Source organism: Psychrobacter sp. Pi2-51 (genome assembly GCF_904846665.1).
Lineage (GTDB): Bacteria > Pseudomonadota > Gammaproteobacteria > Pseudomonadales > Moraxellaceae > Psychrobacter > Psychrobacter glaciei.
Window position 1 is genome coordinate 11,926 of record NZ_CAJHBP010000003.1, and the last position, 13,560, is coordinate 25,485.

Annotated in this window: 8 protein-coding genes; 5 read left to right on the forward strand and 3 right to left on the reverse strand. The window is 46.2% G+C overall.

The window, feature by feature from the left end:
• Positions 1–80: 80 nt before the first annotated feature.
• Complete coding sequence (gene argA / locus JMY08_RS02245; protein WP_189586965.1) at positions 81–1,403, reverse strand: amino-acid N-acetyltransferase; 1,323 nt, start codon at positions 1,401–1,403, stop codon at positions 81–83.
• Positions 1,404–1,871: 468 nt separating this feature from the next.
• On the opposite strand from argA, the gene JMY08_RS02250 reads away from it, so the two are divergent.
• Positions 1,872–2,471: a hypothetical protein gene (locus JMY08_RS02250; RefSeq protein ID WP_010201301.1), complete on the forward strand. Its 600-nt coding sequence runs from the start codon at positions 1,872–1,874 to the stop codon at positions 2,469–2,471.
• Positions 2,472–2,698: 227 nt separating this feature from the next.
• On the opposite strand, the gene JMY08_RS02255 is transcribed toward JMY08_RS02250, so the two are convergent.
• Positions 2,699–3,691, reverse strand: coding sequence for a patatin-like phospholipase family protein (locus tag JMY08_RS02255; protein ID WP_201589729.1), 993 nt, complete (start codon positions 3,689–3,691; stop codon positions 2,699–2,701).
• A 382-nt stretch (positions 3,692–4,073) separates the two neighbouring features.
• Here JMY08_RS02255 and recG point away from each other — a divergent pair, with 382 nt between their 5' ends.
• The 4 genes from recG to ahr all read left to right on the forward strand — a co-directional run bounded on the left by recG (position 4,074) and on the right by ahr (position 12,980).
• Positions 4,074–6,440 carry an ATP-dependent DNA helicase RecG gene (gene recG / locus JMY08_RS02260; protein ID WP_227679570.1) on the forward strand — a complete coding sequence of 789 codons (2,367 nt, stop codon included), beginning with the start codon at positions 4,074–4,076 and terminating at the stop codon, positions 6,438–6,440.
• 681 nt (positions 6,441–7,121) lie between these two features.
• Positions 7,122–8,420, forward strand: coding sequence for an efflux RND transporter periplasmic adaptor subunit (locus JMY08_RS02265; RefSeq protein WP_201589732.1), 1,299 nt, complete (start codon positions 7,122–7,124; stop codon positions 8,418–8,420).
• Complete coding sequence (locus JMY08_RS02270) at positions 8,417–11,518, forward strand: efflux RND transporter permease subunit (RefSeq protein ID WP_201589735.1); 3,102 nt, start codon at positions 8,417–8,419, stop codon at positions 11,516–11,518. Before JMY08_RS02265 ends, JMY08_RS02270 begins: the two co-directional genes overlap by 4 nt.
• 454 nt (positions 11,519–11,972) lie before the next feature.
• Positions 11,973–12,980, forward strand: coding sequence for an NADPH-dependent aldehyde reductase Ahr (gene ahr / locus JMY08_RS02275; protein ID WP_201589739.1), 1,008 nt, complete (start codon positions 11,973–11,975; stop codon positions 12,978–12,980).
• Positions 12,981–13,121: 141 nt separating this feature from the next.
• Here the strand turns inward: ahr and JMY08_RS02280 are convergent, their stop codons facing one another.
• A complete protein-coding gene (locus JMY08_RS02280; protein WP_201589742.1) occupies positions 13,122–13,529 on the reverse strand; it encodes a MerR family transcriptional regulator in 408 nt (135 codons plus the stop codon).
• Between the last annotated feature and the right edge of the window lie 31 nt (positions 13,530–13,560).

Consider the following 13,560-nt stretch of genomic DNA (forward strand, 5'->3'; position numbering starts at 1 on the left):
AAAAGCCCTCATAAATATTATGAGGGCTTTTTGTTTGGACGTGGTCTAGTTCACTGTTTACTCATCAATTGAGTCACTCGTTAAAGTGTCTTTTGGAACACCTTCGAGTTACGTCCGTTATGATACTTTTCTTGTCGTGCTTCTGGTAAGGCGCTTGCTTCAACTTCTGCAAAGCCTTGCTCAACGAACCAATGTGCGGTGCGAGTGGTCAATACAAACAGTTTGTGCAAACCATGGCTGCGCGCTTGCTGCTCTAAAAACGCTAGCAAATCCGCACCTCGGCTGCCGCTACGATATTCGGGATGAACTGCGACACAAGCGACTTCTGCCGCATCTGCATCTAATGGATAAAGCGCGGCACAGCCCAGAATCATACCATCACGCTCAATCACACTATAGTGATCAATCTCTTGCTCCAAGCATTCGCGCGAACGACTGACCAAGATGCCTTGTTCTTCTAACGGTAATAACAGTTCAATAAGTCCCACGACATCGTCGATATCTGCTCGGCGAATCTCTTCATAAGGGTCGTGGCTAATGAGCGTACCAGAGCCATCACGAGTGAATAGCTCTTCTAATAATGCACCATCTTTGGCATAAGAGATAATATGGGTGCGATGAACGCCTTGACGGCAAGCATTACTGGCGCAATTTAAAAAGTAGTTAATCTCACAATTTAGATCACGGCCACGTAAGAAACGATCGACTTCATTTGGAATCATTTCGCGTAGCAAGCGATCATCGTCATTGATACCCGTTTCTTCACCTAAGAATATCAGCTTATCCGCGCCAAGTGCGACGGCAGCACTTAATGCCACATCTTCAGCGAGTAGGTTGAAAACTTCACCAGTCGCTGAATAACCCATCGAGCCTAAAATGACGATATGATCGTGGAGTAGGTTGTTTTTGATGGCCTCAACGTCGATAGAGCGCACTTCACCCGTCATTTGATAATCGACACCATTACGAATGCCATAAGGGCGAGCAGTGACAAAATTGCCCGACACGGCATCAATGCGCGAGCCGTACATGGGTGAATTGGCCAGCCCCATCGACAGCTGTGCTTCAATCTGTAAGCGAATGGCACCAACGGCTTGCAAGATAGACGGCATCGCTACACGCGGCGTCACTCGAATGTCTTCATGCAACGGCGAGGTGATATCAGTGCCTTGCAGGTTGTTTTCGATTTGCGGTCGGGCCCCATGTACCAACACCAGCTTGATGCCCAAGCTATGTAACAAGGCGAAGTCATGAATAAGCGTACTAAAATTCGGGTGATTGACCGCTTCACCGCCAAACATGATCACAAAAGTCTTACCGCGATGGGTATTAATGTAGGGGGCAGAATTACGGAACCAATGAACGTATTCGGGATTAATCTGTGGCATGGCGCTAGTAGTCATAATGGGAGCAGTAGTAGTCAGAATAAGAAAAAAGGACGTGACAAAAAATGCCAGTCGCTAAAGAATTACCATAGCAAAAAACGCCGTTGTGAGCTATCTTTTATTTCAGTAGCGTTCATCAATCTTTGTAGTAAATTGACAATATACACAACCTCAACACGGGGTTAGTGTACCTACAAACGCTTTTTGCTATGCTAAGCGCTATTGCTTTATAGACAGCTAACGCAGATAATCAATAAAAATGAACGTTACCAGCATGGAGCGTATATGATGATAGCCTGCTCATAATCCGAGATGTCGTCATTAAGTGTATTGCTCAGATAAAGTTTCGTCTATCCAAACCGCGAGAAACTTAAAAAGTTAAAGCGATAAATGTCAGAGTTTAAAAGCATTGAAAATGCATTAACCAGACAGTCAGGTTTTGCCAGCTGCGTTTTACCGATATATTAACTAGGGATAATGAAAGTCATGAAAAAAAGTAACCATTTTGCCAATCCTTTTAGCGCTTTTAGCGGACACCGTCTGTTTCACGTGATCGCTGGTACGCTCGTCGGCGTCATGGCTGTGACTCAAGCCTCAGCAATGCTGCCGACCCCAGAGCAAGCAGTTGATAATTTAGCTACCATGCAGTCAAGTACCAATCAAGCAAGCACCCGTAGCGGTAATTCTAGTGTGCAAGCCGTTAATACAAAAATTACTGCCTCGTTGATCAGTGTTGATGCTAATGGTCAGGAGGTCTTGGTACCTGTTAATGCCAACACGCGCTTGCAAGCAGGCAACGTCTTAGAGTATCAAGGGTATTTTACCAATACCAATGCTGATCGAGTACGCAAAATGACGGTCACCATGAGTATCCCTGAGCAAGTAGAGTTATTGCGTGCGGTCTCGCCTGATTTCCCATATGGCAGCACCGATGGCGATACTTTCGCCCGTATGCCGCTACGTGGCAAGGTAGACAATCAATTACAAGAAATCCCATTCAAATACTACAAAGCAGTACGCTGGGATATCGAAGGTGTTGGCCTCAATGACACCGTAGCAGTGAAATACCGCGCCCGCGTTAAATAGATTTGCTTATTAATTGATACAGTCTGTTTAAGCAGAATTGATTTAGCTAACGGCAAAAAGCACCACAGTTCATGACTGCGGTGCTTTTTTAATGGCTGAAATTCTAATGTTTGAGGTTAGCTTGTCGAGGATTTACTATATATAGTCAGTGAAAAGTAATATCGAACCATCACGCACTGCTGATATCAGCAATACCGTCGCGTTTTTAAGATATTTTGACTATATCGTTATAAAATTGCATATTTACTCTGTGATTTTTCTTTAATTAATTGTTTAATCGCATTGATTTGTGGTGTGGTGGCTTGCGTGCCAGCAGCAATAAGGGCGCTACGTTGACTGGTATCTAATGAGCTGATATGACCGACATCAGGGGTAATCACAATATCAGCACGCGCGCGTTCATTGCGCATCGATGCGCTGTGCTTGGTATTTGAATGAGCAGCGTTGGCGGTTAAATTGTTTTCAAGTAAGCCCCAAAAGCTACTCAATGAGGTGATAGCAGGTAAGAGATTGCTTGTTATGTTCTTTTTATTCGAGGTAGGCATCGTCACATCGACAGCGATGATGATATCTGCCCCCAAATCGCGCGCGCTATCGACAGGCACTAAGCTGACCACACCGCCATCGATATATTTTTTGCCGACTTTTTCGGGAATACGTGGGGCAATAAAAATATTAGGTACGCTACAAGACGCTTGGACAGCAAGCCCAGCATCTCCGGTGGTAAAAATTGCTTTTTTTAGTGTGTGCTTCTCAGCCGCGACGGCAGCGAAATGAATGGGAAATGACTCTATAGGGCGACCACCAACTTTTGCATTAATAAAGTTTTTGAGTTTGATGCCTTCTATAAAGCCTTGGTTGGATAAGGTGAAGTCCGTCAATTCGCTGTCAGTGCTGGTCAATGCCAAGCGCTCAAGCTGTGCTGGCGTGTAGCCGCTAGCGTATAGACTACCAACCAAGCTGCCGATGCTCGTGCCAACGACCAAGGTTGGTTTGATACCGTTTGCTTCTAGAGCCTTAATCACGCCAACATGCGCAAAACCTTTGGCACCGCCGCCGCCCAACACTAACGCTACTTTTGGTTCATCTACTATGGGCGCTACTGGTGCCGGTGTCAGTGTGCTACAAGCGTTAGTGCCTAGAGCCAATACAGCAAGCACACTGATACGCAGGAGTATTAAATGATGATAAGATTGAGGCAATAGAGCAGGAGCAAACATAAAAAAGACCTTATAAAATCATCATAAATTAGGGCGTGTCATCAATTAGCACATTTATATATTTAGTGGTCTTAAAATGGCTAAATTTTGCTAAACATAGTCAGAAATTTTGCCAAATCGACAAAGCTACTTATCGATAAAGTTGCTTATCCATAAAATAGACTGGATGTATTTCTCTACAAAGTGTCTAAACGCAGTATTACTAAATAGCTTAGCATAATCAATCATGTTGTCAGTTATAATGAGACTGATTCAGTATTTTGATAGCTGGTTGATTGCTATCACCTTTGCAGCTTCTTACTAGCAGTAGAATGCTTAGGGCATGTCCTAATAAAACATTTTGCGCTTACGGAATTTAAAACCAATATCGTTAGGATTTTTGATGCCCATGTCGGTCAGTCACGCTTCAGCTCCTTCCTCAGCCCAGTCAACCGCTCATGGGATATCTGAGCAACCTCTATCGGCACTCGATATGCCAGTGACGGCGTTGGCAGGCGTCGGCTCTAAGGTTGCTGAGCAACTCGCGCAGTTGGGTATCGTACGAATCTTTGATTTGCTGCTGCATCTGCCACGAGATTATGAAGACCGCAGCCGACTGGTATCGATAGCAGACGTGGGGCATGGACAAGCAGTATTAATCACTGGGCGTGTGGTACACGTCGATGTCAAGCGCAGTGGCATGACCGTAATTGTAGACGATGACACCGATACGATATCATTGCGGTTTTTTAAGGTCTATCGTGGTCTGGCGCAGACCATGAGTTTGGGTACACAATTGCAATTGTTCGGCGAAGTAAAAGTGAGCCGTTATGGCAAGCAGATGCACCATCCCGAATATCAAATCATCACTGATAGCAGTTCGATGACTAATACTGGGTTGCAGCCCATTTATCCCAGTGTCAAAGGCTTGCATCAGAATAAATTGCGTACCTTGATTAAGTTGGCACTGCAAACGGTGCGTAGTCAGGGTCTACCGATGACGCTGTTTACCAATGAAGATTTTGCCGTCGTTGCGGATTTACCATTGGTACCTTTTGAACCACCAAAAAAATCGGTAATAGAGGCGTATGAGTCTGAAGATATTTTTTCAACACTCGCCCGCAGTGTGCCCGACAATGCTACCAGTAATAGTGTCAATAAAGCCCAGCCCGCTGTTTATGATGCAACGTATGACGCGATGAATCATAATCTCGATACGATGGCCGCTAATAGTGTCTATCATTTGACGATATTTGAAGCGCTGGTCTTATTGCATACCCCGCCTACTTATACCGATGCCAGTCAGCAATATCGGTTACTCACTCAGCTCACAGCGCGTACCCATGCGGCCTGCCAGCGCCTAATCATCGAAGAGCTAACCGCGCATCAGCTTAGTCTCTTGTATCGCCGGCAACAGCTGCATAAGCATAAAGCCCCTAAATGTACGACCACCAGTCCATTAGCGGACAAGCTATTTGGCGCGTTGCCGTTTGATTTAACGGGCGCGCAGCAACGAGTGATGAAAGACATCACGGCCGATATGGCGACTTCTATTCCGATGCTACGACTGGTACAAGGGGACGTGGGCGCTGGCAAAACGTTGGTGGCGGCAGGTGCCGCAGGATATGCGCTTGATAGTGGCTGGCAAGTGGCTGTTATGGCACCGACTGAGATTTTAGCAGAGCAGCATTTGGTTAATTTTAAACAATGGTTTGAACCCTTAGGCGTTGGGGTTGGTTGGCTGGCGGGTAAGCAAACTGCAAAGCAGCGCCGTGAAGCGTTGGTAGCTGTGGCTGAAAATACCGTGCAAGTGGTCGTCGGCACCCATGCGTTATTTCAAGAGCAAGTACAGTTTGCTAAATTGGGCTTGGTTATTATCGATGAGCAGCACCGTTTCGGTGTCGAGCAGCGCATGGCTTTGACCAGTAAAGGCGTGGCCAATAGCACACCACATCAGCTAATAATGACGGCAACACCTATTCCGCGTACGCTAGCGATGAGTGTCTACGGCGATATGGATACCTCCATCATTGATGAGCTGCCACCGGGTCGCACGCCAATTACGACGGTGACGATTGACCGTAACCGCCGTGATGAGGTGATCGAACGTATTGCGATTAATTGTGAGGCGGGCAGGCAAGCGTATTGGGTTTGCTCGCTGGTGGAAGAGTCTAGCGTGCTGGATGCACAAGCCGCTGAAGCCACTTACGAGGACTTAAATGAGCGCTTAAATATTCGTATTGGTCTTGTCCATGGCAAGATGAAATCCGTTGATAAACAAGCCATCATGCAAGCATTCAAATCCGGAAATCTTGACTTGCTCATTGCCACAACGGTCATCGAGGTTGGCGTCGATGTCCCGAATGCGTCGCTAATGGTTATCGAGAACGCCGAGCGTTTGGGTCTATCGCAACTACATCAATTGCGTGGACGAGTCGGGCGTGGTTCGACCAAAAGTTACTGTGTCTTGCTCTATCAAAAGCCGTTATCAGAGACAGGTACTGAGCGTCTAAATGTATTGCGCGATAGCACCGATGGCTTTGTTATTGCCCAAAAAGATTTGGAACTGCGCGGGCCAGGTGAGCTGTTAGGCAAACGTCAAACGGGCAATGTTGGTTATTATTTGGCGGATTTGATCCGTGATGAGCAATTATTTGCGATTGCCCAGCGTCTCGCCAAACACTTAATTGCAGATCCTGCACGTAAAGCAGATGTCAGCCAGCTTATCCATCGCTGGATGCCAGAGGCCAGCCGTTACACCAATGCATAGCAGAGTTTTTCTCTCTGCATTCTTACCGAATAATTCGGGATGCTATTTATCCTTGTTAGTCATGCTCATTATTTGATGCTAGGGCATGTCCTCAATTCAATTGATCATATCTAAATGGGCTAAAAATGGCTAAATTTTGCCAAACATCGTTAAACAGCTGGTTGATATCCCGATATTATCTGCGCTATTTTCCTCGTTTGACGGCAATTTATCTCATCTTTATCACCATTTTTAAAATGAGGACACGCCCTAAACAATGAATATAAAGAGCGAGCGAAATCAATGATTTATGCATCATTTTTTCTGCCATCGCTTTAGTTGATGAAAATAGCTCTTTGGTAGTTTTTATTTATTAATACTGACTCATGTGTTCGCTGATTGTCATTGATATGCATCGAGTAGTGTGGCAATTTATGAGGTTGCATCATTACCGTGTTATTTGTACCACTACTTTTCAACTGTCTGAATATTTATACAAGGATGTATTATGAAACAGACGTCTACGCCTGCTTGTGCCACTGTTATCCCATTTTCATTTAGTCAATCTGCCTTTGCTCTTTTACTACTGACCCCATCGTTAGTGGGATAGGCTCGGTATTGCCAGAGTGTGCGATCAAAAAACACATTCCAATGACCGACTATCTTAATTTTTATTATTGCCCGTATTTATAGAGACCTATCATGAGCGATCTTGAAGAAACCAATCCTAAACCATCTCCTCAATCTGAGCTGCCACCATATCGTCAACCTGACACGCTGGCTAATGCTAATAAGTCTTCGTCGAAATTGCCACTATGGTTGTTGCCAGTATTGGGCATTGTGCTGGTCATGGGTGTTCTGCTTGGAAAATACTGGGGTGCTGGTGATAAAGCGATGAATGACGAGGCACTAGCATCTGCCAGTACACAAAATGATGGCACCCCTACTAGCGACGCTAGTACAGAACAATCTGTATTATCGGTAGAAACGGTGATGCCAAGCCAAGATACGATTGGCAATACGTTGAGTGCTGACGGCACCATCAGTGCCAAAGACGTGGCTAATGTCAGCGCTAAAGTCAATGGTGTGGCTATTGAGCGCGTACTGGTTGAGGAAGGTGAGCGGGTCAAAGCAGGTCAAGTATTGGCGATATTTGATACTGATGCCATGGAGCAGCAAGTTTTGCAAGCAGAGGCCGATGTGGCAGAAGCTGAAGCAACGCTTGCCAATGCCAGCGCTGATGCCGCACGTGTCTTGCCGTTGGTAGATATTGATGCCATTAGCAAACAAGAGGCCGATCGCTATCGTACCTCTGAGATGCGAGCTAGAGCGTCTTTGCAGGCCTCCAAAGCCCGCTTAAATAATCAGCGCTTGACGCTAGACAATTCAAAGGTTATGGCGCCTGTCAGCGGTATTATCAGTGAGAAAATGGTGGAAGTTGGGATGGTGGCTGGCGGTGAGCCACTGTTCACGATTATCAAAGGTGGTGTTTTGGAGTGGCGGGCAGATATAGATCCTAAGCTTATCGGTGACATCAATATCGGTACATCGGTGCGAGTAGGATTGCCAAATGGTGATTCAGTGATGGGGCAAGTGAGCCGTATCGCACCGACGGCGGAAAATAACCGCCAGATCACTATTTATGCGAGTCTAGCGGCCAACTCAAAAGTACGCGCAGGCATGTATCAGACTGGTGAGTTTCTACTAGGGAGTGCCAGCACCCAAACGATTCCTAATAGCGCCATCGTTAGCAATGACGGTTATGATTATGTGATGCTAGTGACCAGTCTTACAAACCAAGACGGTAAGTCCATGGGTCGTATCAAGCAACAACGAGTGACTTTGGGCGCGCGACTTGGTGAGAACGTAGCAGTGCTAGAGCCTCTGCCAAGCGATAGTCGTATCGTGAAGCAAGGCGGTAGCTTTTTGAACGATGGCGACCTAGTGCGTATAGTTAATGGTGTGAGCCAAATGAGTACAGCAACGCAGGCACAACCATGAGCTTAAACGTCTCCGCTTACTCGATCAAAAACCCACTCGTGGCTATTCTGCTATTTGTGCTCCTAACCTTAGGGGGCATCTATGGCTTTATGAAAATGAAGGTACAACAGTTTCCAGATATAGACTTGCCAGCGGTGGTCGTCACGGTGACCCTACCTGGGGCTGCGCCTTCGCAGCTCGAAAACGATATCGCAAAGAAGATTGAAAACAAACTGACCAGTATCGAAGGTGTGAGTCATATTCGTACCACCCTACAGACGGGTGCGGCGACTATTGCCACCGAGTTTACGTTAGAAAAAGACATTCAAGAAGCGGTCGACGATGTACGTTCGGCAGTTGGCGAAGTACGTGGTGATCTGCCAGCCGCCGCCAACGATCCAATCATTACCAAGGTGTCTACCGCAGGATTTCCAGTCGTTACTTACTCTGTCGCTGCTAACAATATGAGTGTAGAGGATCTCTCGTGGTTTGTAGATGACACGGTCACCAAACGGCTCTCTGATATACCAGGTGTCAGTACAGTCGGTCGTATCGGCGGGCTGCAGCGTGAGATTACGGTCGCAGCTGATCCTATCACTTTGAGTGGTTTGAAGTTTTCGATTACCCAGCTGTCACAGCAAATAGCAGGTATTCAACAAGACAGCTCAGGTGGTGAAGCAGAAGTGGGTAAAACCACCCAAACCATTCGCGTTTTGGGCGCGGTCGAGCGTGCAGGCGAGCTTAATGATCTACAAGTGGCTGTCCCTACAGGTGGCACTCAAGCACTTGGACGTATGGCGCAAATCACTGATGGTGCGGCTGATCCCAGCTCTATCGCTAAGCTCGATGGTCAAACGGTGGTTGCATTTAATATCACTCGCTCGCGTGGTGCCAGTGAAGTTGAGGTAATGGAACTGGTCGATGACGAGCTTGCCAAGTTGACTGCCGATGTGGGCAATATCAGTATTGAAAAGGTCTATGATCGAGCGACGCCTATTGCGGAAGATTACCAAGCTTCATTACGCATGCTGATCGAAGGTGGCCTGCTTGCCGTGGTGGTGGTATTTCTGTTTTTACGCAATATTCGGGCGACTATTGTTGCCGCTGTGGCGTTGCCGCTGTCAGTGATTCCTACCTTCTTAGGTATGTACTTATTTGGCTTTAGTCTCAATATTATCTCACTACTGGCATTGTCATTGGTCATTGGGGTACTGGTCGATGATGCAATCGTCGAGGTCGAAAACATCATCAGGCATTTGAGGATGGGCAAGACGCCTTATGAAGCGGCGATGGAAGCCGCTGATGAGATTGGTTTGGCTGTTGTCGCCACTACCTTTACCTTGATTGCTGTGTTTTTACCGACGGCCTTTATGGGCGGTATTGTAGGGCAGTTTTTCCGTCAATTCGGTTGGACGGCTGCGTTATCGATTTTTGCATCGCTTATGGTGGCGCGTTTGATCACACCTATGATGGCTGCATACATCTTACGACCCGAGAAAAAGCATGTCGAAAAGCAAAGTGCATTAATGACGTGGTATCTCAAAATTGTCTCGTGGACGCTTCATCATCGTTGGCTAACTATGGGTGCAACGTTGGTGTTGTTTGTGGCCTCGTTGGCATTAGTGAAACTACTACCGACTTCTTTTATTCCAGACAACGATATTGACCAAACCCGTGTGGCTATTGAGCTAACCCCTGATGTGTCGCTCGCAGATACGGAGCGCGTGTCAGCGCTTGCCAGTGCGCGCATTTTAGCCATGCCTGAGGTGACGAATATCTTTACGTCAGTGGGAGAAGCACAAGCATCCCTGAGCTCAGAGTCTGGTGGTAGCAAAGCGGAGAATATTGCCAGTTTGGATATTGTGCTTGCACCGCGTGCGGAGCGAGGCACTAAGCAAGAAATAGAACGTAAAATCAGTAAGTTGATGACAGAAGTACCTGGCGCTCGCTTTACCGTTGGACTATCAAGTGGTGGTGAGAGTGGCTATAATTTTTCGTTAACCAGTACCAGTCCACAGCTGCTTGAGCAGACTGTTCAGCAGATCATGACTGAAATTCGAGGTTTGCCAAGCGTAGGTGCTGTGACCAGTGATCGCAGTTTGCCACGTCAAGAGCTAACGGTGACACCAGATAGACTGGCGATGGCTGATAAAGGCGTGACCACGCAAGATATCGCTACGACTTTACGTGTGGCGACTGTCGGCGACTACGAGCAGCGCTTATCTAAGCTCAATCTTGATACGCGTCAGATTCCTATTGTGGTGCGTCTGCCAGATGTTGCCAAGCAAAATGTCAGTCAATTAGAGGGCTTGTACGTACCAAACTCACTACCAGCAGGTCAAGGGGTGCGTGTGGGCGAAGTCGCTGCGTTAGATTTTGGCACAGGTCCTGCTCAGATAAGTAGGTTGGATCGAGAGCGCGCTATTAGCATTACGGTGCAGCCAGCAGATGGCGAGCTAGGTGATTTGGTGCAAGCGGTTAAATCAGTGCCGACCATGCAACAATTGCCGCCTTCGATTACCATCATCGATCAAGGTCAAGCCGAAAATATGGCAGATCTTTTTAGTGGCTTTATCATTGCGATGTCAGTGGGTGTGGTTTGTATATTAGGCGTGCTTATCTTACTATTTGGTCGTTTGTTACAGCCATTTACCATTTTGATGGCATTGCCTCTATCGATAGGCGGTGCGTTCGTCGGCTTGGTTATTACCAACAGTAGCCTGTCGATGCCCTCGATGATTGGTTTTATTATGCTCATGGGCATTGCGACCAAAAACTCGATTCTGTTGGTTGATTATGCCTTGATTGCCCAGCGCCGAGGGCTGGCACGTTTTGAGGCAATTATTGATGCCTGTCATAAGCGTGCGCGTCCTATCATCATGACTACCATTGCAATGGGTGCAGGTATGTTGCCATTGGTATTTGGTTGGGGTGATGCAGATCCTACCTTTAGGCGACCGATGGCAGCAGCGGTATTGGGTGGTCTAGTGACTTCAACGCTGCTGAGTTTGGTGGTCATCCCAGTCGTCTATACGTTGATGGATGATCTGTCAGGATGGTTTGCTAAATGGCTTGTGCCAAGTGGCAAAGAGCAGACAACGACGGACAGTAAAATATGATTTAACGTCTTTGTTTGATCGTATACATGACCTAGCATTAGCAGTAATAATGCTAGGTCTAACACAGACAAGCCCATACTTATTGATTAAGTATGGGCTTGTTGTCATTTTATAAGCACACAAGCACAAACGATGTGATTGCCCTGCTAGTTACTATCGCAAAGCCATGCATGTCATTATGAATCCAATGTCTCTTTCGACAATCATGCTGAACATTCAGATTGAGGCGGCAAAGCGATAGTGTTGGTGATTCGTCGCCTTTCAAGTACGAGGCTTTGTATTATGATAGTCTTACAACTATTGGCTTGGATGGTATAACTTAACCAATCTTTGGTCAGACCAGTTCAACTTATCGACAACCCTTTTTTGAATGGGAAAAATTTGAATCGTTAGAAACGACTGGCTCATTTGTTATGAGCACTCCTCCATAAATACTATTAAATAAGGAATAATGATGATTAATGCATACGCAGCAAAAGAGAAAGGCGGCGAGTTTGTGCCTTATCAATATGATCCTGGTACTCTAGGCGATCACGAAGTAGAAATCGAAGTGCATAGCTGCGGTGTCTGCCACAGTGATCTTTCTATGTGGCAAAACGAATGGGGTATGACCGAGTATCCGTTTGTCGGTGGGCATGAAGTTGCAGGTAAAGTCCTTGCAAAAGGCAAGCACGTAAAGCATCTTGAGCTAGGCGATAAAGTCGGTCTTGGCTGGCATAAAGGCTACTGCAACATTTGTGACCTATGTATCGGCGGTGACCATAACCTCTGTGCTAAGCAGGAAGGAACCATCATTGGTAACCATGGCGGCTTTGCAGATAAAGTACGCGCAAAAGATACCAGCGTTATCAAAATTCCTGAAGGGCTTGATTTCAATGCGGTAGGGCCACTGCTGTGTGGCGGTGTCACAGTATTTAACCCGCTAATGCAATACGATATCAAACCAACCTCTAGAGTAGCGGTTATCGGTATTGGTGGTCTGGGTCATCTTGCGCTTCAGTTTGCTAATGCGTGGGGCTGTGAAGTGACAGCATTTACCAGCGAATCAAAGATGGAAGAAGCAAAAGAGTTGGGTGCTCATCACTCTTTAAACTCAAGAGATGAGAACGAAATCGAAAAAGCAGCAGGCTCTTTTGATTTAATCATATCAACAGTGAACGTTGATATGAATTGGGATGTCGTTATTAAGACGTTGAGACCAAAAGGTAAACTGCATTTTGTTGGCTTATTAGAAGCGCCGTTAGAGATAGTAGCTGCGCCAATGATCATGGCTCAAAACAGCCTATCAGGCTCGCCAGTCGGCTCACCGTCGACCCTGCGAAAAATGCTGGATTTTGCTGCTCGACATAATATTCAGCCAGTGACTGAAACCTATAAAATGTCTGAGATAAATGAAGCATTCGAGAGACTAGAGAGTGGTAACGCTCGCTATCGAGTGGTATTAGAAAGAGATCAAAAATAATTAATCTCCGCTAAGCACGACTGTCGCAGTGACAATTCATCTCATAGATGGAATGTCACTGCGACTATGTTTTAGCACTTTGACCGCTTTTCTTTGAATGACGAAGGGTCACTGCGTCTGCTGTTGGCAATCGCCAAGGCATTATTGAATATTTGCTTTGCCAATATTATCTGATTTCATTTCTTTTAAAGCGGTATGGCGCGCACTAAGTTGGTTAATCACATTGATTAAATTGACTTGTTGACGCTGCGCTTGAGCAATCTTTTCGGAAATCACATCCATTTGCTTATCAATATCGAGAGTGCCATCGTAATAATCATTCAACCAGACTTTAAGTTCGTTGAGATTAAAACCGACCGCTTGTGCATTTTTGATCAGGTCGATACGCTCGACACATTCTGGATGAAATTCAGTGTATAGGCGCGAACCTGCTTGGCGCTTACGGGATCTTAGTAAACCCATATCATGATAATGGCGCACAGTGTCTTTGGTGGTATTGGCTTGCATCGCCAACGTTCCTATTAATAAAAATGACGTGTCAGATACCATATAGTAACCTCAAAAACGTAGTGTCCATTTC